At 72.2% G+C, this 23,755-nt stretch carries 21 protein-coding genes; 16 read left to right on the top strand and 5 right to left on the bottom strand.

Annotated features, from left to right (window positions below; all coding sequences use genetic code 11):
- Positions 1-17 precede the first annotated feature (17 nt).
- The 9 genes from EIW28_RS19795 (at position 18) to EIW28_RS19755 (ending at position 9,804) form a co-directional block, all read left to right on the top strand.
- Positions 18-737: a DUF4129 domain-containing protein gene (locus EIW28_RS19795; RefSeq protein ID WP_125249427.1), complete on the top strand. Its 720-nt coding sequence runs from the start codon at positions 18-20 to the stop codon at positions 735-737.
- Positions 734-1,252 carry a hypothetical protein gene (locus tag EIW28_RS19790; protein WP_125249426.1) on the top strand — a complete coding sequence of 173 codons (519 nt, stop codon included), beginning with the start codon at positions 734-736 and terminating at the stop codon, positions 1,250-1,252. The genes EIW28_RS19795 and EIW28_RS19790 overlap by 4 nt, the downstream gene beginning before the upstream one ends.
- Positions 1,252-2,244 carry an AAA family ATPase gene (locus tag EIW28_RS19785; RefSeq protein WP_125249425.1) on the top strand — a complete coding sequence of 331 codons (993 nt, stop codon included), beginning with the start codon at positions 1,252-1,254 and terminating at the stop codon, positions 2,242-2,244. The genes EIW28_RS19790 and EIW28_RS19785 overlap by 1 nt, the downstream gene beginning before the upstream one ends.
- Positions 2,241-3,611 carry a DUF58 domain-containing protein gene (locus EIW28_RS19780; protein ID WP_125249424.1) on the top strand — a complete coding sequence of 457 codons (1,371 nt, stop codon included), beginning with the start codon at positions 2,241-2,243 and terminating at the stop codon, positions 3,609-3,611. The genes EIW28_RS19785 and EIW28_RS19780 overlap by 4 nt, the downstream gene beginning before the upstream one ends.
- A gap of 60 nt (positions 3,612-3,671) precedes the next feature.
- The gene (locus EIW28_RS19775; RefSeq protein WP_125249423.1) at positions 3,672-4,289 is read left to right on the top strand and encodes a hypothetical protein; all 618 of its coding nucleotides are present in this window, start codon (positions 3,672-3,674) and stop codon (positions 4,287-4,289) included.
- 20 nt (positions 4,290-4,309) lie between these two features.
- Positions 4,310-5,686 carry an NAD(P)/FAD-dependent oxidoreductase gene (locus EIW28_RS19770; RefSeq protein WP_125249422.1) on the top strand — a complete coding sequence of 459 codons (1,377 nt, stop codon included), beginning with the start codon at positions 4,310-4,312 and terminating at the stop codon, positions 5,684-5,686.
- Positions 5,687-5,759: 73 nt separating this feature from the next.
- A complete protein-coding gene (mtrA, locus tag EIW28_RS19765; RefSeq protein WP_091048055.1) occupies positions 5,760-6,449 on the top strand; it encodes an MtrAB system response regulator MtrA in 690 nt (229 codons plus the stop codon).
- Positions 6,450-8,090, top strand: coding sequence for an MtrAB system histidine kinase MtrB (gene mtrB / locus EIW28_RS19760; RefSeq protein WP_125249421.1), 1,641 nt, complete (start codon positions 6,450-6,452; stop codon positions 8,088-8,090). It begins immediately after the preceding gene.
- Positions 8,074-9,804 carry an LpqB family beta-propeller domain-containing protein gene (locus tag EIW28_RS19755; RefSeq protein ID WP_125249420.1) on the top strand — a complete coding sequence of 577 codons (1,731 nt, stop codon included), beginning with the start codon at positions 8,074-8,076 and terminating at the stop codon, positions 9,802-9,804. Before mtrB ends, EIW28_RS19755 begins: the two co-directional genes overlap by 17 nt.
- 217 nt (positions 9,805-10,021) lie before the next feature.
- Here EIW28_RS19755 and EIW28_RS19750 read toward each other — a convergent pair whose 3' ends face one another.
- Together EIW28_RS19750 and EIW28_RS19745 are read right to left on the bottom strand one after the other, a co-directional pair.
- Positions 10,022-10,249 carry a DUF3107 domain-containing protein gene (locus EIW28_RS19750; protein ID WP_125249419.1) on the bottom strand — a complete coding sequence of 76 codons (228 nt, stop codon included), beginning with the start codon at positions 10,247-10,249 and terminating at the stop codon, positions 10,022-10,024.
- Positions 10,250-10,467: 218 nt separating this feature from the next.
- Positions 10,468-11,085, bottom strand: a complete 618-nt coding sequence (locus EIW28_RS19745; protein ID WP_125249418.1) for a TetR/AcrR family transcriptional regulator — start codon at positions 11,083-11,085, stop codon at positions 10,468-10,470.
- A 177-nt stretch (positions 11,086-11,262) separates the two neighbouring features.
- Between EIW28_RS19745 and EIW28_RS19740 the strand changes: the two genes are divergently transcribed.
- The 6 genes from EIW28_RS19740 (at position 11,263) to EIW28_RS19715 (ending at position 18,184) form a co-directional block, all read left to right on the top strand.
- Positions 11,263-13,062: a hypothetical protein gene (locus tag EIW28_RS19740; protein WP_125249417.1), complete on the top strand. Its 1,800-nt coding sequence runs from the start codon at positions 11,263-11,265 to the stop codon at positions 13,060-13,062.
- 5 nt (positions 13,063-13,067) lie between these two features.
- A complete protein-coding gene (locus EIW28_RS19735; RefSeq protein WP_125249416.1) occupies positions 13,068-14,057 on the top strand; it encodes an alpha/beta fold hydrolase in 990 nt (329 codons plus the stop codon).
- A gap of 59 nt (positions 14,058-14,116) precedes the next feature.
- The gene (locus EIW28_RS19730; RefSeq protein ID WP_125249415.1) at positions 14,117-14,965 is read left to right on the top strand and encodes a DUF3152 domain-containing protein; all 849 of its coding nucleotides are present in this window, start codon (positions 14,117-14,119) and stop codon (positions 14,963-14,965) included.
- Positions 14,966-15,063: 98 nt separating this feature from the next.
- Positions 15,064-16,242, top strand: coding sequence for an adenylyltransferase/sulfurtransferase MoeZ (gene moeZ / locus EIW28_RS19725; RefSeq protein ID WP_125249414.1), 1,179 nt, complete (start codon positions 15,064-15,066; stop codon positions 16,240-16,242).
- 155 nt (positions 16,243-16,397) lie between these two features.
- A complete protein-coding gene (locus EIW28_RS19720) occupies positions 16,398-17,291 on the top strand; it encodes a serine hydrolase (protein ID WP_125249413.1) in 894 nt (297 codons plus the stop codon).
- Between the two features lie 11 nt (positions 17,292-17,302).
- A complete protein-coding gene (locus EIW28_RS19715) occupies positions 17,303-18,184 on the top strand; it encodes a serine hydrolase (RefSeq protein WP_125249412.1) in 882 nt (293 codons plus the stop codon).
- A gap of 90 nt (positions 18,185-18,274) precedes the next feature.
- Here the strand turns inward: EIW28_RS19715 and ahcY are convergent, their stop codons facing one another.
- Complete coding sequence (gene ahcY / locus EIW28_RS19710) at positions 18,275-19,720, bottom strand: adenosylhomocysteinase (protein ID WP_125249411.1); 1,446 nt, start codon at positions 19,718-19,720, stop codon at positions 18,275-18,277.
- A gap of 395 nt (positions 19,721-20,115) precedes the next feature.
- Between ahcY and EIW28_RS19705 the strand changes: the two genes are divergently transcribed.
- Positions 20,116-21,150 (top strand): GNAT family N-acetyltransferase, encoded by a 1,035-nt coding sequence (locus EIW28_RS19705; protein WP_158630472.1) that lies wholly within the window; start codon positions 20,116-20,118, stop codon positions 21,148-21,150.
- Between the two features lie 75 nt (positions 21,151-21,225).
- On the opposite strand, the gene manA is transcribed toward EIW28_RS19705, so the two are convergent.
- Positions 21,226-22,374 (bottom strand): mannose-6-phosphate isomerase, class I, encoded by a 1,149-nt coding sequence (manA, locus tag EIW28_RS19700; protein WP_125249409.1) that lies wholly within the window; start codon positions 22,372-22,374, stop codon positions 21,226-21,228.
- 127 nt (positions 22,375-22,501) lie between these two features.
- Positions 22,502-23,698 (bottom strand): SIS domain-containing protein, encoded by a 1,197-nt coding sequence (locus EIW28_RS19695; protein WP_125249408.1) that lies wholly within the window; start codon positions 23,696-23,698, stop codon positions 22,502-22,504.
- Positions 23,699-23,755 lie beyond the last annotated feature (57 nt).

The following is a 23,755-nucleotide window of genomic DNA, read 5'->3' as shown; positions in this document are numbered from 1 at the left end:
ACCCCTTGAGGTCGCCGATGACGAAACCCGCACCAGCCGAGCGCCCGGCGCTGCGGCGGTGGCTGCCGGTCGGCGTCGTCGCGGCCGCGCTGCTCGTCGTCGGGATCGCCGCCCAGGGCACCGGCCTGCAATGGGAGGAAGCCGAGCCGTTCACCGCGTCCGGCGACCCGGTGACGTTCGCGCCCCCGGTCCAGAGCCAGGAGCCGCCGCCGTCGCTGTCGCCCGGCGAACCGGGGGAGACGTTCTCGCTGCCGGCCTGGATCACCTGGGCCCTGCTCGGCGTCCTCGTGGGCGTCCCGGTCCTGATCATTCTTGTCCTCCTGGCCCGGCGCGTGGTCGACTGGCTCGTCGACGCCCCCGAGTCCACCGGCGTGCCCGAGCCCGAACCCGCGTACCTGCACCGCGACTTCGCGCTCGTCGAGGACGCCATCGCCGCCGCGCTCGCCGAGATGGACCTCGGCGCCGACGCCCGGTCGGCGATCATGGCCTGCTGGGTGCACTTCGAGCGGGCCGCCGAGAGCGTCGGGATCGAGCGCGAGCCCTCCGACACGCCCGCGGACCTGGTGCGCAAGCTCCTGTCTCGCCACGACCTCAACGGCCGGGACCTCAACCGCCTCACCGACGCGTACCTGCGGGCCCGCTACTCGCCGCACGACGTCGGCGAGGCCGACCGGGAGCGGGCGCGCGACGCGCTCGTCGCGCTCCGGACCCAGCTCGGCGTCAGGGAGGCGCAGTGAACGAGGTCAAGGACTTCCTCGCGCCGTTCGGGCGGCTCCGCCCGTGGCCGGCCGTCGCGGCCGTCGCCGCGGCCGGGCTCGCGTGGGCGGCCGCCCTCGTCTCCGGCGTCGAGTTCGCGCTCTGGCAGCTCGTCCTGCTCGCGCTCGCCGCCGTCCTCGCGTACTCGGTCGTCTCCGGGATGCGCGCCGACACCGAGCCGGCCCCCGATCTCGTCGTCCACACCGTCAACGAACCGTCCTGGCGCCCCTTCACCGAGGTCAACCGCTGGGAGGACCGGTTCATCTTCGCCGAGGCCAAACCGGGCCGGTTCGACACCACGAACGCGAAGGAGCAGCTCGTCGCGCTCGCCGCCGAGCGGCTCCGGCTGCGCCGCGGCCTGTCCCTCGCCGAGCAGCCCGCCGAGTGCCGCGCCGTCCTCGGCGAGTCCACCTACCTGTTCCTGACCGGGCCCGTCCCCGACTGCCCGCCGCCGCGGCAGCTCGGCGAGCACCTGAACGCCATCGAGGAGATCTAATGTCCGACACGCCCCGCATCAGCCTCGACCAGGTCGCCCACCACGCGGCCGCCGTCTTGAAGTCGGTGCAGTCGGTCATCGTCGGCAAGGACGAGCCCCTGCGCCTGGTCCTCGCCGGCATCCTCGCCGGCGGCCACATCCTCATCGAGGACCTCCCCGGCCTCGGCAAGACCCTCACCGCCCGCTGCTTCGCGCAGAGCCTCGGCCTCGACTTCCGCCGGCTCCAGTTCACCCCCGACCTACTGCCCGCCGACGTCACCGGCTCCCTGCTCTACAACCAGAAGTCCGGCGAGTTCGTCTACCGCAAGGGCCCGGTCCACACCAACCTCCTGCTCGCCGACGAGATCAACCGGACCCCGCCGAAGACCCAGTCCGCGCTCCTGGAGGCCATGCAGGAGCGCCAGGTCTCCGTCGAGGGCGAGACGCACCTCCTGCCCGAGCCGTTCACCGTCCTCGCCACCTCGAACCCCGTCGAGTTCGAGGGCACCTACCAGCTCCCCGAGGCCCAGCTCGACCGCTTCCTGCTGCGCGTCTCCTTCGGCTACCCGACGCCGGAGGAGGAGTGGGAGGTCCTCCAGCGCCGCATCGGGCGCCGCGCCGAGACCGTCGACCTCGAACCCGTCATCGACGCCCCGACGCTCGTCGCCATGCAGCGCGCGCTCGAGGACGTCACCGTCGAGGACTCCGTGGGCCGCTACATGGTCGCCGTCGCCACCGCCACCCGCGGCCACGCGCAGGTCCAGGTCGGCGCCTCCCCGCGCGGCTCGCTCGCGCTCCTCCTCGCCTCCCGCGCGCTCGCCGTGCTCTCAGGACGCGACTTCGTGACCCCCGACGACGTCAAGGGCGTCGCCCCCGCCGCGCTCGCGCACCGCATCACGCTCAAGCCGGAGCTGTGGATGCGCCGCATCGACCCCGCCGCGGTCGTCACCGACATCTGCCGCGGCGTCGAGGCCCCGCAGACCGCCCAGGCCCCGACCTACTCCGCGCGATGACCATCGCGCGCGACCCGGTCCTGAGCCTGCGCACCGACAACGCCCGCCAGGTCGGACCGGCGCGGGTCGAGCCGCCCGTGACGTGGCGGCGCACGAAGGCGCTCACGCGCGCCGTCGCGATCACCGCGGCCTGCCTGCTCGCCGCTGTCGCCTTCGGCCGCATCGACCTCGTGCTCATCGCCGCGCCGTTCGCGATCGGCACCGCCCTGCTCCTCCAGCAGCGCCCCCACCGCGCGCCCCACGCGCGGCTCGCCCCGCTCGAAGGCGACGCGGACGACCTCACCTGCGCCGAGGGCGCGAGCGCCGGCGCTCGCGTCGTCGTCGCCAACCCCGAGCCGGTCGCGGTCACCACGCTCGTCACCGCCGCCGCCGACCCGTGGATCGAGCTCCACACCGGCAAGGGCGACTTCGCCGAGCGCATCGGGCCCGCGTCCGGGCGCGACCTCGTCGTCGCCGGGACCGCGAAGCGCTGGGGCGAGCACCACCTCGGGCCCGTGCACGTCCGCTCGATCGCGTGCGGCGGCCTCCTCGAGACCACGGTGCAGCGCCTGCCCGGCGCGCCCGTGTGGGTCCTGCCGGTGCCCGACTGGTTCGAGTCCGCCGAGTCGCTGCCCTTCGCCGACGGCGTCACCGGCGTCCACCGCTCCCGCCGCGGCGGCGACTCCGGCGAGCTCGCCGAGGTCCGCCTCTACCAGCCCGGCGACCGGCTGCGCCGCATCGACTGGCGCACCTCCACGCGCACGCAGGACCTGTACGTCAACGCGACCCTCTCCGAGCGCGACACCGACGTCACCCTGGTCCTCGACCTCCAGGTCGAGGCCGGCGTCTCCGGCGGCGTCGACGGCGACGCCTCGATCGCCGACCTCACCGTGCGCGCCGCCGGCGCCGTCGCCTCCCACTACGCGCTCCAGGGCGACCGGGTCGCCTGCGTCGAGTTCGGGGCGCGCGGGCGCCGCATGCGCGCCGGGGCCGGGCGCCGCCACGCCGCCGCGACCCTCCGCTGGCTCGCGTCGGTCGAGATCCCGCCGGACCCGATCCCGCCCTCGCCCGAGCTGCTGCGCCGCCGCCTCGCCGGGCAGCGCAGCCTCAACGTCGTCTTCACGCCGCTGCTCACCGACCGGTCGATCGCGCTCGTCGCCTCGATCGCCCGCGCCGGCCGGCCCGTGCTGTGCGTCGACACCCTCCCGCCGCACGTCGCCCCGCCCAGTCGTTCACATTGGACTCCGTACGCGGAGCGGCTGTGGCGCCTCGCCCGCGCCAACACCGTCATGGAGCTGCGCGACCTCGGCGTGGCCGTCGAACCCTGGCGCGGCTCGGCCTCCCTCGACACCGTGCTCGCCGAACTCAACCGGAGGCGCTACCGATGAGCCCCCTCGACGCACCGCGAGCCGCACCCGGGTCCCCGCGGCGACGCCTGCGAGCCGCACATGGCTGACGTCCAGCGCGGCCTCCTCCAGGCCCTCCGCGACGGCGCCCGCGAGCGCGCCAAGGCCGGGCGCGCGAACTCGGTCTCCTGGGCCCGCCGCGTCGCCCCCGCCCCGGTCCTGCTGCGCCTCCTGACGGCCCTCGCGCTCTTCACCGCCGCCGAGCTCGCCGTGCCGCCCGCATGGGCCGGCGCCGGGCTCTACATCGCGATCGCGGCCCTCACGTCGGCCGCCGCGGCCCTCGCCCCGGCCGGGGCCGCGACCCTCGTCGCGATCGTCTTCACCCTCGGGGCGTGGCTCCTCGCCGACGCCTTCGACGGCCCCCGCACTCCCACATTGTGGACGGCCACCGCCCTCGCCTGCCTGCTGTACACCGCCCACTCCGCGGCCGCCGTCGCGCAGCGTTTCCGAACGACTACCGCAATGGACGGTGAGATCATCCTCACCTGGGCGAAACACGTCGGACTGGTCCTGGCGTCGACAGTGGCCACCGCCCTCACCCTGGCGCTGTTCACCGCGTATTTCACCGGTCTCACCGCAGGTCTCGCCGTCGGCGCGGGCATCGTGGCCGCTGTCACCGTGATCTACGTCCTCGCGCGTTCACTACACAAGACACCCTGAGCAGGGCCAGAATTGAACACGTGAAACGTATAGTCGTGATAGGTGCCGGTCACGTCGGTTTTTACGTTGCCGAACGCTTGAGCAAGCTGCTGAAGGGCGACATCAAGCGCGGTCAAGTTGAACTGATGGTCATCGACCCCAACCAGCACATGACCTACCAGCCGTTCCTGCCCGAGGCGGCCGCTGGCTCCATCTCCCCGCGACACGGCGTTGTGCCGCTCCGACAGGCCCTCAAGCACTGCACCATCCTCACCGGTGCGGTCACCGAGATCAAGCACGCCGAGCGCAGGCTCACCGTGCAGCCCTACGTCGGCCCCGCCCGCGAGGTCGAGTACGACGAGGTCATCGTCGCCCCCGGCTCCGTCTCCCGGCCCCTGCCCATCCCCGGCCTGGCCGACACGGCCATCGGCATCAAGTCCATGGGCGAGGCCATCTGGCTCCGCAACCACGTGCTCCAGCGCTTCGACATCGCCGCCACCACCGAGGACCCCGACGTGCGCCGCAAGGCCCTCACGTTCCTCACCGTCGGCGGCGGCTTCGCGGGCGCCGAGACCCTCGGCGAGCTCGAGGACCTGACGGCGAACATCGTGAAGAACTACCCGATGCTCGACGCCTCCGAGATCAAGTGGTACCTCGTCGAGTACGCGAACAAGATCCTCCCCGAGGTCGGCCCCGAGATGGGCGCCTACGCCGCCCGCGAGCTCACCAAGCGCGGCGTCGACATCCGCCTCGGCACCACCCTCAAGTCCTGCGAGGGCGGCCACGTCGTCCTCACCGACGGCGAGGAGTTCGACTCCGACACCATCATCTGGACCGCCGGCGTCATGCCGCACCCGCTGCTCAAGCAGACCGACCTCCCGATCGGCCCGCGCGGCCACCTCGAGTGCAACACCCGCCTCCAGGTCGCCACCGGCGTCGAGGCCGGCAAGCACACCGTCGGCGAGGTCGTCGAGGGCGCGTGGGGCGCGGGCGACTCCGCCCAGGTCCCCGACACCTCGGACTTCCCGATGGACTGGTGCACGCCGTCCGCGCAGCACGCCGTCCGCCAGGCCAAGACCCTCGCCGACAACGTCTACCGCAGCCACGTCGGCCGCGAGCTGACGCCGTACGAGCACAAGTACATCGGCTCGGTCGCCGGCCTCGGCCTCTACAAGGGCGTCGCCAACACCTACGGCTTCAAGGCCAAGGGCCTCCTCGCCTGGCTCATGCACCGCGGCTACCACCTGTCGCGCGTGCCCGGCACCGGTCGCAAGGGCCGCGTCCTCGCGGACTGGATCGTCGGCTTCTTCACGAAGCGCGAGATGGTCCAGCTCGGCGAGATCCAGGCCGGCCGCGAGCCGTTCGAGGCCATCGCCGCAGGCACCGACCCCGCACGAGCGGCCAAGTCCGTCGGATAGTCGTTACAGTTAGAGCACCACGGGTGTCCACCCGTGGTGCTCTCGGCTTTTGCGAGGTGGAAAACTGGTGTCCATGAGAGCACGTGTACTCGTCGTTGACGACGACCCGGCGCTGGCGGAGATGCTCGGCATCATCCTCCGCACCGAAGGCTTCACCCCCACCTTCGTCGTCGACGGCGAGAAGGCGCTCGCCGCGTTCAAGGAGCACCGCCCCGACATCGTCCTGCTCGACCTCATGCTCCCGGGCATGAGCGGCATCGACGTCGCCAAGGCCATCCGCGGCGAGTCCGGCGTGCCGATCGTGATGCTCACCGCCAAATCCGACACCGTGGACATCGTCCTCGGCCTCGAATCGGGCGCCGACGACTACATCGTGAAGCCGTTCAAGCCCAAGGAGCTGGTGGCCCGCATCCGCGCCCGCCTGCGCCGCGGCGACGACGTCACGCCCGAGCGCCTCGAGATCGGCAAGCCCGGCCTCCAGGTCCAGATCGACGTGCCCGCCCACCAGGTCACCCTCAACGGCGCCGAGGTCAAGCTGACCCCGCTCGAGTTCGACCTGCTCGTGGCGCTCGCCCGCAAGCCCCGCCAGGTCTTCACCCGCCAGGTCCTGCTCGAGCAGGTCTGGGGCTACCGGCACTCCGCCGACACGCGCCTGGTGAACGTCCACGTCCAGCGCCTGCGCGCCAAGATCGAGCCCGACCCCGAGCGGCCCCAGCTCATCCAGACCGTGCGCGGCGTCGGCTACAAGGCCGGACTGGGCTAGATGGCCGCGGCGGGGGACCGGGCGCGCGAGCGCCCGGTGTGGGTCCGACGGGTCTGGCGGCAGACCGTCCGCTGGGCCGGCCGGGCCGCGCGGCCCCTGATCGACCGCTTCCGCGCCTCCCTCCAGCTGCGGGTCGTCTCCTCGACCCTCATCGCCTCCACGGTCCTCGTCCTCATCTTCAGCTTCGTCGTGGCCGGCTCGGTCACCTCCGGGCTCCTCGCCGAGCGCAAGGACACCGCGGTCGAGGAGACCCTGAACGCCGTCGAGCGCGCCGCCGAGCAGCTCGGCACCTACACCGCCTCCTCCGACACCGCGCTCGCCACGACCATGCAGAAGATCGTCAACGAGCTCGCCGAGGACCCCGTCTACGCGCCGGTCATCATGCTCCGCACCGCCGACGGGGTGGTCGCCCGCTCGCACCCCGCGTCGGCCCAGGTCGAGCCCTCGGAGGCGCTCCAGGAGGACGTCGCCGACCGCAACACCGCGGCCCAGTACGGGAACTTCACCGTCGACGAGGAGGGCTCCATGCCGTACCTCGTCGTCGGCTCGTACATCGACCTGAGCCTGGACTTCGAGCTGTACGCGTTCTACCCGCTGGAGTCGCAGCAGGACGCGATCAGCCTCCTGCGCACGAACCTCGCGCTCGCCGGGGTCGCGCTCGTCCTCCTCCTCGGCGTGATCGCCGCGCTCGTCACGCGCCTGGTCGTCACGCCGGTGCGCGAGGCCGCCCGCACCTCCCAGCGGCTCGCCGCCGGGCTCCTCCACGAGCGCATGGAGGTCCGCGGCTCCGACGACCTCGCCCGCCTCGCCGGCTCGTTCAACCTCATGGCCGAGAACCTCCAGAACCAGATCCGGCGCCTGGAGGAGATGTCGATGATGCAGCGCCGCTTCACCTCCGACGTCTCGCACGAGCTGCGCACCCCGCTCGCGACGATCCGGATGGCCGCCGACCTCCTCTACGACAACCGCGACGACTTCGACCCGGTCACCAAGCGCTCCACCGAGCTCCTCCAGCACGAGATCGACCGCTTCGAGGACCTGCTCCAGGAGCTGCTGGAGATCTCCCGCTTCGACTCCGGGTTCGCGTCCCTCGAGGTCGACGCCGTGGACGTCGGCCGCATCGCCGACGACGTCGTCGAGGGCCTCTCGCACCTCGCGTCCGAGTGCGGCGTCGAGGTGACCGTGGACCGGCCCGCGCGGCGCGTCATCGCCGAGGTCGACCCGCGCCGCGTCCAGCGCATCCTGCGCAACCTCGTCTCGAACGCGATCGAGCACGCCGAGGGCCGCCCGGTCCGCGTCACGGTCGCCGAGTCGGACACGGCCGTCGCGGTCGCGGTCCGCGACCACGGCGTGGGCCTCAAGCCCGGCCACGCCGACCGCGTCTTCGACCGCTTCTGGCGCGCCGACCCGTCCCGCAACCGCAAGACCGGCGGCACCGGCCTCGGCCTCGCGATCAGCCTGGAGGACGCCAAGCTCCACTCCGGGACGCTCCAGGCCGTCGGCGAGCGCGGCAAGGGCACGCTGTTCGTGCTCACGCTGCCGCTCCAGGCCGGCAACCGCGTCATCACCTCGCCGATCCCGCTGCGCCTCGACGGCCCGCGGAGCGCCGGAAAGGAGGCCACCCGTGCGACGCAGGACTAGCCTCGCCGCCGCGCTCGCGATCGGCACCGCCTGGGCCGCCGCGGCCTGCGGCATCCCCACCGGGAGGGACCCGGAGGTCATCGACGACGCGCCGACCGACTTCGGCGAGTCCTCGGGCATCAGCCCCGAGACGTTCGAGCCGACCACCGACGCGGGCGAGACGGTCCGGAACTTCCTCAAGGCCGCCGCCGGCGACCCGGACGGCCGCGACGACCGCCTGAACCTGTTCACCGCCTCGCGGAACGAGGAGTTCTCCGAGGCGAGCTCCGGCATCAGCCTGATCGACGGCGTGACCATCGCGATCGAGGGCGGCGGCAACCCGATCGAGTCGGCGACCGTCACGGTCACCGGCACGATCATCGGCGCCTACGAGGAGGGCGGCTCGGTGCGGATGCGCGCGCCGATCCCGTATGAGGAGACGTTCATGCTCCGCCGCGACGGCGGCCTCCAGGACACGTGGGAGATCCAGAGCCAGCCGTCCCAGGTCTCCCTCGACTACCAGTACTTCCTCGACGCCTACACCGAGTCGCCGCTGTACTTCCAGGCCGAGCAGGCCGAGCTCCTCGTCCCGGACCTGCGCTGGGTCTACGGCGACCTCGAGGCCGAGCGGCGCCGCCAGCTCCAGCTCGACTGGCTCCTGAGCGGGCCCACGGAGTTCGCGAGCCTGTCGGCGCGGAGCGCGATCCCGAACCGCACGACCGGCAGCATCTCCTCGCGGGACGGCGCCATCGAGATCGACCTCGCCCTCGGCGAGCCGGTGGACGACCGGGCCGCCGAGGAGGCCATGGCCGCGCAGGTCGCGTGGAGCCTCGGCCTCACCGAGGACTTCGCGCTCATCGCCGACGGGAACACCGTCGCCGAGGGCAGCCTCGAGGACTGGCGCGGCTGGAACGCGATCCCCGAGAACCTGCCCCAGACGGCGTACTTCATCTTCGAGCAGACGGTGTGGGAGTACTCGGGCGACGAGGTGTCCTCGGCCTCCGCCGAGCACCCCTGGGTCGGCTTCACCGCGCCCGGGCTCCAGGAGGTCGCGGTCGGTCCGGCCGGCCAGATCGCGGCGGTCGTCGCGGGCGGCTCCGGCGTCGTGCTCCAGACCGGTCCGACCGGCGAGTCGCTCGGCGCGGTCGAGGGCCTCGGGAGCGAGCTCACCGATCCGCAGTGGCATCCGGACGCGGCGGTCATCGTCGTCTCCGACGGCGTGCCCACCGTCGTCGACCCGAACACGCGCACCGCGGTCCAGGGGCTCACGGTGGGGGAGCACGTCACCGCGATGTCGCTCTCGGCCGACGGGCGGCGCCTCGCGTACGTCGAGGACGGCCACGCCTGGGTCGCGCCGCTCAAGGTCGACGCCGACAAGAACCTCCAGGCGGGCGAGCCGCGCCGCATCGGCGGCGACGTCGAAGCGGTCACCGACGTGGCCTGGAGCTCCGAGAACTACCTGTGGGTGGCCGGGCAGCGCGGCAACGACACGCTGTTCACCATCGCGATCGACAACTCGCGCACCACGGCGCAGCCGGACACCTCGGGCCTGGTGTTCTCCGAGATCGCCGCGAATCCGGCCGACCCGGTCGAGTCGATCCTCAACCGCGGCGACCCGGTCCTGGCCGTGGCGAACCAGACGCTGTACCGGATCCACACCGCCAGCGGCCCCACGGGCGTGCGCAACGGCAACGCGGCGGTGGGCGGCAGCGCCCCGTTCACGGTCGTCCAGTAGCCGAAGGGCCCGGAGCCGAAGCCCCGGGCCCTCGAAGTCTGCCTGTTCGGCCTTCCGAACTACGCGTCGACCGCGCTGCGCTCTTTGTTCACGGCGCGAAGCCCTCGCAAGCTCAGGCGTCGACCGTGCTGCGCTTCTAGTTCACGGCCCGAGCCTTCGCAAGCTCAGGCGTCGACCGTGCTGCGCTTTTCGTTCACGGCGCGAAGCCTTCGCAAGCTCAGGCGTCGACCGTGAAGCCGACCGACCGCACATTGGTCGCGGCGATCTCGACGTAGGCGATCTTCTCGACCGGGACGATCACCTGGCGGCCCTTGTCGTCCTCGAGGCGCAGGACCCCGCCGCCCTCGACGGCCTGCTCGATCGTGTCGGACAGGTCCTTCGGCGACAGCTTGCTCTCCAACACCAGTTCGCGTGGGGCGTACTGGACACCGATCTTGACCTCCACGGGCCCTCCTCAATCGAAATACTCTGACCTTCAGTCCGATGCAAGACTACTCGCGGCGACCCCCGCTCCACTGCACGGAGCGCTGCGCCGAGAGCGAACGCCGCCCCGAGAATGCACCTGCGAGGTGGCTCCCCGCTCAGGCTTCGCCTTCTCGCGGGCCGCGCCCTCTGTTCCCGCTCAGGCTTCGCCTTCTCGCGGGCCGCGCCTCCTGTTCCCGCTCAGGCTTCGCCTTCTCGCGGGAAATGCGAAATCCCGCGCCAGGCGAGGGTGCTCATGAGCTGCACCGCCTCGTCCTTCGGGATGGCGCGGCCCGAGGCGATCCACTTGCGCGCCGAGACCTCGGCGGTCCCGAGGAGGCCCGTCGCCAGCAGCTCGGCCCGCGCCTTGTCCACATGGGTGTCGGCCATGATCGTGTCGGCCATGGCCGCGACGCACTCGGCCTCCATCTTCAGCACCCGCTCGGCCACCTCGGGGTCGTTGCGCTGGTCGGACTCGAACACCAGGCGGAACGCCTCGCCCTGCGCGTCGACGAACTCGAAGTACGCCCGCATCGCGCGGTTCACCCGTTCCTTGTTGTCCTCAGTGGACTGCAAGGCGTCGCGCACCTGCCCAACCAGCTCGGCCGCCCGGCCGTCCAGCAGCGCCAGGTACAGCTCCAGCTTCGACGTGAAGTGCTGGTAGAGCACCGGTTTCGAGACCCCGGCGTTCTCGGCGATGTCGTCCATCGAAGTGCTGTGGTACCCCTTGGAGACGAAGACGTCCTGAGCGGCCCGCAGCAGCTGCGCGCGGCGCTCGCTCCTGGGGAGTCGGACCCGGCCCTCACCAGCGCTGTTCACCCCGGTACCTCTCTTCGGCTCATGTCGCCCATCCGTCAGCCGCCTGCACTTGCGACCCGAACGAAGTTTACGGAAACCTTAAATACAGTCTCCCAGCGTACGGGGGCGACAAACGCGGGTTCGAGTCACTGGGCGCGCCACGGTACCTTGAGGGCGGGAATATGAAGGAGTTGTCTAGTGGTGTATGACCAGAACCGACCGGATGAGCAGCGTCCGAGCGGGGAGGAACGGGCAGCCCGCAGGCGGATCGGCAGGTCCTGGGGCCCGCCCGCCGACGAGGGAGCCGAGACCGCCGACGCGGCCCGCCAGGGGATGGGTCAGGCGCCCGAGCAGTACCGGTTCGACCCGGACCGGGGACGGCGCCACCGCTACAGCGAGGACCCCACCGGACAGGTCCCGAACGTGCCGGTCGAGATGACCGAGACCGGCCCGATGGTCCCCGCGACCCGCCGCCCCTCGCCCGGCGAGCAGTTCGAGCCGATCCCGGCCGCGCCCCAGCACCCGGGCGAGCAGGCGCCCGTGAACCCGTTCGCACCGCCCGCGAACCAGCAGTTCAGCGCCCCGCCCAACCAGTCGTACGCCCCGCAGCCGACCAGCGCCCCGCCCGCGCCGGAGCCGGCCCCGCCGAACCAGGAGTACGCGCCGCCCCCGCACCACGCCGCCCCGCCGCAGCCGCCCGCCCCCGCCGTCTCGCCGCCCGGACCGCCGGCCCAGCAGTTCTACAGCGCCCCCGCCCAGGACTTCGGCGTCCCGCAGCAGCACCCCGGCTACAGCGCCCCGCCGCTGCCCGGCGACTACGCGCCCCCGCAGCCGCCCGCGGCCCCGCCCGGCCCCAACCAGGAGTTCGTCCAACCCCCGGCACCCGAACCCCAAGCGCCGCAGCACTTCAGCGCTCCGGCCCAGCCGCCGCAGCCCACCGGGCCGATCGAGGTCCCGCAGGCCGCCGCCGCTCCGAGCGCGCCGCCGCTCCCCGCGCCGAGCGCGCCCGCGGCCCCGCCCGAGCCGCAGGCGCCCGAAGCGGCCGAGCCCCCCGCGGCGCCGCCGCAGCCCGCCGAGGCCCAGCAGCCGCCCGTCCCGAGCGCGCCCCCCGCGCCCGCGACCCCGCCGCCGCCCGCGCCGGTCGTCGAGCAGCAGACCGACCAGTTCCCGATCGTCCAGCCGCCGCCCCTCACCGAGGTCTCGCCCGCGGCGGTCCCCAGCCCGCCGGTCACCGAGCAGGCCCCGCTGCGCGCCATCCCGGCGAACCGCCCGCCGATCGCCGAGCCCACGCCGCCCACGACCGTAGAGAACCCGAAACCCATGCCAGGAGCCGTGAACCCGGTCGGCGCCGGCGCGCCCGACACCGAGTCCGCCCGCCTCGTCGACGCCGTCCGCCAGGTCCCCGGCGTCCGCGACGCGTTCCACGTGACCGCCCCCGACGGCGCCTCCAGCCTGCGGCTCGAACTCGAGGAGGGCGTCGACCCGGACGAGGTCCACGCCGTGGTCTCCGCCGTCGTCAACGAGCAGCGCGCCGTCGAGCCCGGCCCGCAGTCCTCCGAGGAGCCCGAGGTCCGCGGCCACGTCGAGTCCGCCTCCACCGACGTCGAGGTCGCCTCGGTCGGCCCGGTCGAGCTGCGCCGCGTCGAGATCGAGTCCGCCGGCCTCGAAGCCGAAGTGAGCGTCACGCTCGCCCTCGGCGACACCGAGTCCACCGGCAAGGTCGCCGTCCCGCCGATCGACTGGCACATCCAGCACGCCGCCGCGGCGGCCACAGTGGAGGCCCTGCGTCCGCGCCTGGGCACCGGCGACGTCCGCGTCGAGGTCGAGCACGCCTCGATCGTCCCCACCGGGCCGGTCAAGACCGCCGTCGTCGTCATCCTGTGGCTCGACGGCCGCTCCGTGCGCCGCCTCTCCGGGGCCGCGGTCGTCACCGCCGAGCGCGCCCGCGCGGTGGTTTCGGCTACTTTGGGCGCGCTCGCAGCCGAAGTGGCACACTAGCTTCCATGAAACGGGCGCGGCTTGCAGGCGCCGAGGAGGTCCGCACCCCTCGGCGCCCGCACCCGCCCTGGCCCGGCATCGAACACCAGGTCAGCCGCCGCCGCCTCTTCATCCGCCACACCCCCGCCACCGCGCCCGGCGCCGAGCCCGCCGTGTTCGTCCACGGCCTCGGCGGCTCCGCCCAGAACTGGACCGACCTCGCCGACGCGCTCTCCGACCGGCTCGAGGTCGACGCCCTCGACCTCCCCGGCTTCGGCCACTCCGCGCCGGCCCCGCGCGTCACCATCCCGCTCCTGGCGCAGGACGTCGCCGCCTGGATCATCGAGTCCGGCCGCGGCGCCGTCCACCTCGCCGGCCACTCGCTCGGCGGCGCCGTCGCCGTCTATCTCGCCGCGACCCGCCCCAACCTGGTCCGCACGCTCACGCTCGTCTCGCCCGCGATGCCCTTCGGCAACCCGCGGCGCTCCCACCAGTCCCGCTACCTGCCGATGCTCGCCGTCCCGAACATCGCCTGGCTCGCCGACCGCGCCATGCGCGGGCGCACCCCGCAGCAGGTCGTCGACGACATCATCCGCGGCACCTGGGCCGACCCCGACTCGATCCACCCGCAGCGCCGCCGCGAGGCGATCGCCGAGGCCCGCCACCGCCTCGCCGTGCCGTGGAACAACCGCGCCTACTTCCAGACCTACCGGGGCCTCATGGCCTCGTTCATGCAGGCCCTCATCCCCGGCACGCACTCGCTGTGGCGCCTCGCCCGCGACATCGCCTGCCCGGCACTCGTCATCTGGGGCAAGCAGGACCGCGTCATCGACGTCCGCCAGGCCCCGCCCACCGCGCTCGCGATCCCCGACTCGCGGCTGCTCATCCTCGACCGCACCGGGCACGTGGCGATGATGGAGCGCCCGCAGGCCGTCGCCCGCGCGATGGCCGCGATGCTCGACGAGGTGAGGGAAGAGGAGCCCGACGACGCGAGGGACGCGATGTCCGCATTGTGAACTCACAGATCCGCCGGGGCTGGGCCTCTCGGGGCGCTCCAGGACTTAGACTCGCCGGTGTGACTGAGGGACGGCTGGATCGCAACCGCAGGCTCCGCAGACGACGGCGCCTCGTGCTGCTCGCGATCCTCCTCCTCATGGCCGGCACCGGCGCCTCCTTCGCGCTCGGCGCCGCCGTCACCGGCGGGCAGCCGCAGGCCTTCGACGAGGACGAGCCGGCCGCCACCACCGAAGCCGAGGCCCTCCCCGAGGACCTCGTCCCCACCACCTCCGCGTCCCCCTCCCCGGCGGCCGTGAACGTCCCGCTCTACTTCTCCGGCACCGGCACCTGGACGTACGCCGAGCCGACGAGCTCGGACATCGTCGGCGACGCCGGGACCCTCCTGCGCTACAACGTCGCCGTCGAGGACGGCATCGAGCTCGACCCGGCCGAGTTCGGCGCGTTCGTGCACGCGACCCTCGCCGACGCGCGCTCCTGGACCGCGGGCGGCGCCTGGCGCTTCCAGCAGGTCGGCGGCGGCGACGCGGACTTCACCGTCTACCTCGCCAGCCCCGAGCAGCGCGCGTACCTGTGCGGCTCCCAGAACACGACGGTCTCGTGCCGCAACGGCGACAACGTCGTCATCAACTCGGCCCGCTGGATCACCGGCGTCGAGCACTGGGACGGCACCCTCGACACCTACCGCCAGTACGCGGTGAACCACGAGGTCGGCCACCGCCTCGGCCACGGCCACGAGGTGTGCCCCGCGGAGGGGGAGCCCTCGCCGGTCATGGCCCAGCAGACCTACCAGCTCGCCGGCTGCACCGGCAACGCCTGGCCCTACCCCGACGGCGAGACGTACGTGTCCGGCCCTGCGGGGGACTACAACGGGCCCGACCTCCCGCCGGACGACTTCGTCGACCGGTAGCGTCCCGTCATGCGGGACAGCGAATCTCAAGGCGTGAATCCGAGCACAGGGGCGCTCCGGGTGGAATAACCCATGGCCGGTTATGCATTATTGACCGTATGAGTTTGCCGCCGCTGGTCGAACCAGCCTCCGAGCTGTCGGTCGACGAGGTGCGCCGCTATTCGCGCCACCTCATCATCCCCGACGTCGCCATGGACGGTCAGAAACGACTCAAGAACGCCAAGGTGCTCTGCGTGGGCGCGGGCGGCCTCGGGTCCCCCGCGCTGATGTACCTGGCCGCGGCCGGGGTGGGCACGATCGGCATCGCCGAGTTCGACACGGTCGACGAGTCGAACCTCCAGCGCCAGATCATCCACGGCCAGTCCGACATCGGCCGCCCCAAGGCCGAGTCCGCGGCCGCCTCGATCCGCGAGATCAACCCGTACGTGAACGTGGTCATCCACAACACGGTGCTCGACAACGACAACGTCTTCGGGATCTTCGAGCAGTACGACCTCATCGTCGACGGCACCGACAACTTCGCGACCCGCTACATGGTCAACGACGCCGCGGTCCTCCTCGGCAAGCCGTACGTGTGGGGCTCGATCTACCGCTTCGACGGCCAGGCGAGTGTCTTCTGGGCCGAGCACGGCCCCTGCTACCGCTGCCTCTACCCCGAGCCCCCGCCGCCCGGCATGGTCCCGAGCTGCGCCGAGGGCGGCGTCCTCGGCGTCCTGTGCGCCTCGATCGGCTCGATCCAGGTCACCGAGGCCATCAAGCTGCTCACCGGCGTCGGCGACCCGCTCGTCGGCTCGCTCATGGTCTACGACGCGCTGGAGATGACCTACCGCAAGATCAAGGTCCGCAAGGACCCGAACTGCGCGGTCTGCGGCCCGAACGCCACCGTCAAGGAGCTCATCGACTACGAGGACTTCTGCGGGTCGGTCTCCGACGAGGCCGCCGAGGCCGTCGTCGGCTCCACCATCACGGCGCGCGAGCTGGCCGAGTGGCTCAAGGAGGGCCGCGACATCGACCTCATCGACGTGCGCGAGCCCGCCGAGTACGAGATCGTGCGCATCCCCGGCTCCCGGCTGATCCCCAAGGGCGACATCGTCTCCGGTGCGGCCTTGAGCGACCTGCCGACCGAGCGCCAGGCGGTGTTCTACTGCAAGGCCGGCGTCCGCTCGGCCGAGGCCCTGGCCGCCGCGAAGGCCGCCGGGCTGAAGAACGCCGTCCACGTCCAGGGCGGCGTGCTCGGCTGGATCAACCAGGTCGACCCGAGCCTGCCGACCTACTAGGCGAGGACTCCCGGAGGGCGTGCGGCACCGGCCGCACGCCCTTCGTCCCGTTCGGGGTTGCCTCGGGCCCCTATGACATTTCAGACACGCCTGCACGGAGGTTTCCGTTCCGGGCGCGTTGACTCCCGCTTGACCGGTTCCCTAGCCTTGGACGGATGATCCGCCGAAGCGAACCCTCCTCCCGTCTGCTCCGCCCCTCCCGTCGCAACCTGCTGCGGTTCGGCGTGCCCGCCGCGGCCGCCCTGGTCGGCGCCGGAGCCGTGGCCACGGTCGCGGCGAACGCCTCCGAGAACGGCCTCGAGTCGATTTTCGGGCCCTCCCGCGAGGAGCTCGAAGCGGAGCTCGCGACCCGGATCGACGGGCACCTCGCCGAGAGCGGCACGAAGATCGAGGCCTCGGTCGCCGTGCAGCGCGGCGACATGCGGCTCCACTACAACCCCGGGCAGACCCACATCACCGCCTCGATCGTCAAGGTCGAGATCATGCTCATGACGATGGAGTACTGGGGCTCGGTGGACGCGATCCCCGAGGACCACCGCGAGGCCCTCGAACGCATGATCCGCGAGTCCCACAACGACTCCGCGACCACCCTCTACAACTACCTCGGCGGAGTCGACGCACTCGTCGCCGCGCACGGGCGGTACGGTCTTGAGGACACCACCCCGGATGCCGAAGGCCGCTGGGGCGTCGGCTGGACCAGCGCCCCGGACCAGCTCCTCCTCACCGGTCTCGCCCTCAACGAGAGCGTCCTCGACGCCGCCCAGACCGACCTCGCCCGCGAGCTCATGGGCACGGTGATCGAGGAGCAGGCGTGGGGCGTCTCGGCCGCCGCGAGCGAAGGCGAGACGGTCTGGCTCAAGAACGGCTGGGACGTCGAGTCGCAGCTCGACGGCCTCTGGGTCGTCAACTCGCTCGGCGTCCTCGGCGGCGACGGCGACGACCCCGTCGCCATGGCCGTCCTCACCAGCGGCGCGGTGGACGACGTCGAAGGCGTCCCGGTGGTGGAGGAGATCGCGAAGATCGCCCGCGACGTCATCCAGTACGAATAGCTAGGAAGCGCATGACTCTGCAATCCCCCCAGGCAGAACCGACCCCCCGTCCCCGGCCCTCCCGCCGCGCGGTCCTCCGCGCCGCGATCCCGGGCGCCATCGCCCTCGCCGGAGCCAGTGCCTGGGTCGGCACGACGGCCTGGGCGGCCGGCCCGACCGACACCGAGCTGGCCGTCGAACTCACCGAACGCACCAAGGCGTACCTGGCGACCACCGCGACGCAGACCCAGGCGTCGATCATCGTCGGGCGCGCGAACCGCGTCATCACGACCAACAAGAGCCGCATCCACGACACGGCGTCGCTCGTGAAGATGGAGATCCTCGCGATGCTCCTGGAGAAGTACTCCAAGGTCTCGTCCATCCCCGCCGAGAAGAAGGAATGGGCGCGGACGATGATCACCCAGTCGCACAACGACAACACGACGAAGCTCTACAACTTCCTCGGCGGCTGCGACGCGCTCAAGGCCGCGCACGTGCGCTACGGCCTCAAGAACACGGCGGCGTCCGCGGACTGCCGCTGGGGCCTCACCACGACCACCGCCCCCGACCAGCTCCGCGTCCTGAACATGCTCACCGCCACGGGCTACTTCAACCAGGAGAAGGTCGACTACGCCCGCTCCCTGCTGGGCGCCGTGGTCGACTCGCAGGACTGGGGCGTCACGGCCGCCGCGAACAGCGGGGACACGGTGTGGCTCAAGAACGGCTGGGACTCCCGCTCGTCCCTCGGCGGCCTGTGGGTCGTCCACTCCGTCGGCTACATCAGCATCCCGAACAAGCACGACGTGCGGATGGCCATCCTCACGAGCAAGGCCCCCGACTACGCCAAGGGCGTCACGATCGTCGAGCAGCTCGCCAAGATCTCCCGGTCGGTCATCATGAAGGCGGTCGTCTGAACGAGCGGAACGGCCCGGTCCACTGCGGACCGGGCCGTTCCTGCGCGAGGTAGTGCCGGCTGCGCCTCGGCTACCGTCCCCTCGCTTCGCTCAGTACCTGTAGTGATCCGGCTTGAACGGCCCCTCGACCTTGACGCCGATGTAGTCGGCCTGGGCCTTGGTGAGGGTCGTCAGCTTGACGCCGAGGGCGTCGAGGTGCAGGCGCGCGACCTCCTCGTCGAGGTGCTTCGGCAGCGTGTACACGCCGATCGGGTATTGCTCGAGCCGGGTGTGCAGCTCGATCTGCGCGAGCACCTGGTTCGTGAAGCTGTTGCTCATCACGAAGCTCGGGTGCCCGGTGGCGTTGCCGAGGTTGAGCAGGCGGCCCTCGCTGAGCACGATGACCGAGTGCCCGTCCGCGAACTGCCACTCGTGGACCTGCGGCTTCACCTCGAGCTTCTTGATGCCCGGCTCGGCGGCGAGGCCGGCCATGTCGATCTCGTTGTCGAAGTGGCCGATGTTGCCGACGATCGCCTGGTGCTTCATCCGGCGCATGTGCTCGACCGAGATGATGTCCTTGTTGCCGGTGGCCGTGATGAAGATGTCGGCGTACTCGACCGCGTCCTCGATGGTGAGGACCTGGTAGCCGTCCATCGCGGCCTGGAGCGCGCAGATCGGGTCGACCTCGGTGACGATGACGCGCGCGCCCTGGCCGCGCAGCGACTCCGCCGAGCCCTTGCCGACGTCGCCGTAGCCGCAGACCACGGCCACCTTGCCGCCGATGAGCACGTCGGTGGCGCGGTTGATGCCGTCGATGAGCGAGTGCCGCACGCCGTACTTGTTGTCGAACTTCGACTTCGTGACCGAGTCGTTCACGTTGATCGCCGGGAACGGCAGCCGGCCCTCGCGCTCGAGCTCGTACAGCCGGTGCACGCCGGTGGTGGTCTCCTCGGTGACGCCCTTGACGGCCCCCGCCTTGCGGGTGAAGCGCTGCGGGTCCTCCTTGAGCGAGCGGGCCAGCAGCGCGAGCACCACGGCCTCCTCCTCGCTCTCGGCGCTCGACGCGTCCGGCACGGCGCCGGCCGCCTCGAACCGCGCGCCGTTGACCACGAGCATCGTGGCGTCGCCGCCGTCGTCCAGGATCAGGTTCGGCTCCTCGCCGCCCCAGTCGAGGGCGCGCTCGGTGCACCACCAGTACTCCTCGAGCGTCTCGCCCTTCCACGCGAACACCGGGACGCCCTGCGGCCGCTCCGGAGTGCCCTGCCCGACCGCGATCGCCGCCGCGGCGTGGTCCTGCGTGGAGAAGATGTTGCACGACGCCCAGCGCACGCGCGCGCCGAGCGCGGTCAGCGTCTCGATGAGCACCGCGGTCTGGATCGTCATGTGCAGCGAACCGGTGATGCGGGCGCCCTCCAGCGGGCGGTCCGCGCCGTAGCGCTCGCGCAGGGCCATCAGGCCGGGCATCTCGTGTTCGGCCAGTCGGATCTCGTGGCGGCCGAAGTCGGCCAGCTTGAGATCGGCGACCTTGTAGTCGTCGGCTCGCAGCGTGTTCGTCATGCCTGAAATGCTACGCGCCGCCCCATGGGCCCCGGTGAAACGGCACCGTGGGCCCGACCACGCGGCGGGCCCCGAACGAGGCGCGCGACACGCCGGGGTTTGGGCCCGGAGCACCCGTGCAACCCCCGTGGCAGGGGCCACGGAAAAAAATTTGCCGCAACCCCTGTTTCTGCTTGACACTGCTGAGGCGGTGGGTAATATTGCAGATACGCAGCGTCACGGAGATGCGGGAATCCACCGGGTTCCAGACCATCACCGCAGGCGCCACGGGGAAACCAAACCGGGGGGAGTGCCGGGCGGTCTGGGGTGGCCGCCCGGCACATTTTTGCCCCGATTGGCAAGCGTCATCCTGAAATTCGTTTGCGAGCCCTCCCGAGATGCGGGAGGGTCGGGGCGTGAGCAACCCTGACATCAAGATCGTTCCGATCGATCCCTTCGACCGCGCACAGGTCGACGGCTGGATCGACGTCGAGCGGGCCGTGTACGCGCACGACAACCCCGGTGCGCCCCAGACCCGGCCCGCCCTCCAGCGCCTGCGCCTCCTGCTGCACCCCGCCTCGGTCCAGCCCGAGCGGCACGTCGCGCTCGTGGACGGCGCCGTCGTCGGCTACGCCGAGAGCGTCTTCTTCCTGACCGACAACCAGCACCTCGCGAACTTCGAGATCCTGGTCCACCCCGGCCACCGCCGCAAGGGCGTCGGCACCGCGCTCCTCGAGCACGCCGAGCGCCGCGCCGCCGAACTCGGCCGCGACACGTTCCTCGCGTTCGCCTCCGACTCCCTCGACGGGGCGCCCCCGCAGGACCACGCCGGCCAGCACTTCGCGAAGGCCCGCGGCTACGCCGTCGTCGACCAGGAGATCCACCGCCGCAACGACCTCTTCGCCGTCGACGACGACCACCTCGCGAAGCTCTACGCCGACGCCTGGGAGAAGGCCGCCGGGTACGAGCTCGTCCAGTGGGTCAACCACGCCCCCGACGACATCGTCGAAGGCGTCGCCGCCATGCGCCAGCGCATGTCCACCGACCCGCCCATGGGCGAGGAGCTCGACATGCGCCCCTCCGTCTACGACGTCGCGCGCGTCCGCGACGAGGAGCGCACCTTCGCCGACCGCGGCCAGCTCCAGCTCGCCGCCGCCGTCCGGCACGTCGAGAGCGGCGAGATCGCCGGCCTGACCGACATCATCGTCTTCCCCGGCGACGAGGACCACGCCGGCCAGAACGACACGATCGTGGAGGAGCGGCACCGCGGCCACCGCCTCGGCACCATCCTCAAGATCGCGAACCAGCGGGCGCTGCGCCAGTACCGGCCGAAGCTGCGGTACGTCCACACCTGGAACGCCGAGTCGAACGACCACATGATCGCGATCAACGAGGCCATCGGCTACCGGCCGCTGTGCCGCGACTTCGACGTCCAGAAGAAGCTCTCCTAGCCCGGAGATTCCCGCGTTGCAGATGGGAACCGGCCCGGCCTCGTCGAGGCCGGGCCGGTCTTCTCGTCTGGAGACCTAGGCGCTGGCGATGAAGAGTTCGCCTTCGCCGCTCGCGACGAGCGGGCCGGCGGTGCCGGTGGAGAACGCGGCGCGGCCGGGGGCGAGGGCGGACTCGCCGTCGTCGTCGGCGACGGTCACGCTGCCGCCGGTGGACAGGCAGATGCGGGGGCCGTCGACGGCGATGGTCTGCGGCCCGCCGGTGAGCTCGACGCGGCGGAGCGCGAAGTCCTCGATGGGGACGGGCCAGGTGCGGACCGGGCCGTCGTCCTCGGCGGCCGCGCGCGGGTCGGCCATGGCCTGGAAGTCGAGGACGCGCAGCAGCTCGGGGACGTCCACGCGCTTGTTCGTGAGGCCGCCGCGGAGCACGTTGTCGCTGGCGGCCATGACCTCGACGCCGAAACCGTGCAGGTACGCGTGCAGGTTCCCGGCCGGCATGTACACGGCCTCGCCGGGCTGGAGCGTGATGTGGTTGAGCAGGAGGCTCACCAGGACGCCCGGGTCGTCGGGGTAGGTGCGGGCGAGCATGACGAGGTCGGCGCCGTCGTCGGTGTCGAGTTCGGAGGCGGCCTTCGCGGCGGCGTCGATGATCGCGCGGCACTCGTCGCGGGCGAGCCCGAGGAGGTCGGGGACGGCCTTGCGGAGCCCGGCCTTGCGGTCGCGGAGGGTCGCGGCGAGCCCTTCGAGCTCGGTGACGCCGAGGGCCTCGATGTCGGCGGCGGCCGCGAGCGGGTCGCGGAAGCCGCACATGGCGCGGAACTCGGTGAGCGCCACCAGCATCTCGGGCTTGTGGTTGTCGTCCACGTAGTTGCGGTAGGCCGCGTCGATGCCGATGCGCATCTCCCGCTGGTGGCCGGAGTGGGCCTGGCGGGCGTTCGGGTGCGCCTGGAGCGACAGGGGCTTGCCGGCGGCGAGCAGCTTGAGCAGGAACGGGAGCTTGGGGCCGAACCGCGCGAGGGTCCGCTCGCCGAGCATCCCGGCCGGGTCGGAGGCGATCGCGGCGTCGAGGGGCCGCCCGTCGTGGAGGGTCGACGGCGCGCTGTGGTGGGCGCCGAACCACTCCTCGGCCTCGGGCAGGTCCGCGGGGACCTCCCGGCCCTGGAGCCTGGCGATGTCGTCCTGCGATCCCCACGCGTAGTTGCGGATGACGCCGTAGAGCCCCTGCACCGCCGCTCCTCACCTGTCTCTGTCCGGAGGCCTCAACTCTATCGGTTCGGCCCTCGCGTCTCTCACGGCCTCGGACGCGGAAGGCCGCGGACGGCGGTGCCGTCCGCGGCCTGGAGCGCGCGGTCCGCTACTCGGCGCCGAGCGTGAGGTCCTTCATCTCGGAGACGGCCGGGACCCGCATCGGGTCGAGGCCGTGGGCGAGCGCGAGGTACACGGACGCGAAGTCGGGCACCGCGATGAGCGAGGCGAGCCGCTCGAGGGCGCAGCCGCCCTCGGCCGGGATCACGTCGCAGCGGATGCCGCGGCGCGAGGCGAGGTCGGCGACGGCGTCGGCGCGGCGCGTGTCGGGCTTGGGGGTGGAGTCGTCGCCGTCGAGGCCGTCGTCGCGCATGAGCACGATCCGCAGCCGCGTCAGGTCCTCGTCCTCCTCCGGGTCGGCGAAGATGTCCTTCTGGCCCTCGGCGAGCGAGCCGAAGACGCCGTCGAGGAGGCCGACGCGGCCGCGCCCGACCTCGCCGAGCTCGCCGGAGACGACCGGGTAGCGGGAGTTCGCGGCGAGCATGTCGCCGAAGCGGCGGGCGGCGACGCCCGCGAGCGGGCTGGAGCCCCACACGACCGGGATGGACCCGGCGAGGTTCATCGCGAGCTCCTTCGCCGGGTTGACGTACGCGTCGGCGTCGGGGCGGCACCGCTCGGCGTCCTCGTCGAGCCGGCGGGCGGTCTCGGCGATGTCGGCCTCGACGAGGCTGACGAGCCCGAGCTCCCTGGCGGCCATGAGGACCGGGACGGTGAGCGCCCACAGGCTCAGGCGCGCGGGGGCGCGGCGCGGGACGGCCACGAACGGGGCGCGGGCGCGCTCCGCGAGCGACTGGAGTTCGGAGTCGGGGGCGCCGATGGCGACGAGGCGGGCGCCGCGGCGGGCGGCGGCCTCGGCTGCCGCGAGCGCCTCGGGGCTGCGCCCTGACGCGGACACGGCGATGACGACGTCGGCGGCGCCGACCCAGCCGGGGACGCCGGCGGAGCGGTGGCCGAGGATCGGGACCGGGCAGCGGGGCCCGGCGACGGTTGCGAGGATGTCGCCGGTCCGGGCGGCGGTGCCGACGCCCGCGACGACGAGCGCCCGGGGCCGGCCCTCCTCGGCGAGGGCGCCGAGTCCGGCGTCGGCGGCGAGCGCGGCCGACTCGCGCAGCTGCGGTCCGGCCGACGCGAGCGCCCAGAGGGCCCCGCCGGGTCGGATCGACTCGCTCAGGTCGCCTTCGATGCGGCGCTCGTCGGGGAGACGGTCGCCGGTGATGCCGGCGATGCCGTCGTCGTCAAGACCCATGCTGTTCCTCCTTGGCCTTCGCGGCCGTCGCGGTTCGCTTCGGTTGCCGGGTGGGGA

The organism is Glycomyces terrestris, from assembly GCF_003933745.1.
Taxonomy (GTDB): Bacteria; Actinomycetota; Actinomycetes; order Mycobacteriales; family Micromonosporaceae; genus Glycomyces; species Glycomyces terrestris.
Note: the sequence above shows the minus strand (reverse complement) of the source record. Positions and strands in the feature narration are given on the sequence as shown.

Bases quoted from the DNA above. Each gene is read 5' to 3' on its own strand.
- EIW28_RS19795 (WP_125249427.1), top strand. From the start codon at position 18: ATGACGAAACCCGCACCAGCCGAGCGCCCGGCGCTGCGGCGGTGGCTG.
- EIW28_RS19785 (WP_125249425.1), top strand. From the start codon at position 1,252: ATGTCCGACACGCCCCGCATCAGCCTCGACCAGGTCGCCCACCACGCG.
- EIW28_RS19780 (WP_125249424.1), top strand. From the start codon at position 2,241: ATGACCATCGCGCGCGACCCGGTCCTGAGCCTGCGCACCGACAACGCC.
- EIW28_RS19775 (WP_125249423.1), top strand. From the start codon at position 3,672: ATGGCTGACGTCCAGCGCGGCCTCCTCCAGGCCCTCCGCGACGGCGCC.
- mtrA (WP_091048055.1), top strand. From the start codon at position 5,760: ATGAGAGCACGTGTACTCGTCGTTGACGACGACCCGGCGCTGGCGGAG.
- mtrB (WP_125249421.1), top strand. From the start codon at position 6,450: ATGGCCGCGGCGGGGGACCGGGCGCGCGAGCGCCCGGTGTGGGTCCGA.
- EIW28_RS19735 (WP_125249416.1), top strand. From the start codon at position 13,068: ATGAAACGGGCGCGGCTTGCAGGCGCCGAGGAGGTCCGCACCCCTCGG.
- moeZ (WP_125249414.1), top strand. From the start codon at position 15,064: ATGAGTTTGCCGCCGCTGGTCGAACCAGCCTCCGAGCTGTCGGTCGAC.
- EIW28_RS19720 (WP_125249413.1), top strand. From the start codon at position 16,398: ATGATCCGCCGAAGCGAACCCTCCTCCCGTCTGCTCCGCCCCTCCCGT.
- EIW28_RS19715 (WP_125249412.1), top strand. From the start codon at position 17,303: ATGACTCTGCAATCCCCCCAGGCAGAACCGACCCCCCGTCCCCGGCCC.
- ahcY (WP_125249411.1), bottom strand. From the start codon at position 19,720: ATGACGAACACGCTGCGAGCCGACGACTACAAGGTCGCCGATCTCAAG.
- EIW28_RS19695 (WP_125249408.1), bottom strand. From the start codon at position 23,698: ATGGGTCTTGACGACGACGGCATCGCCGGCATCACCGGCGACCGTCTC.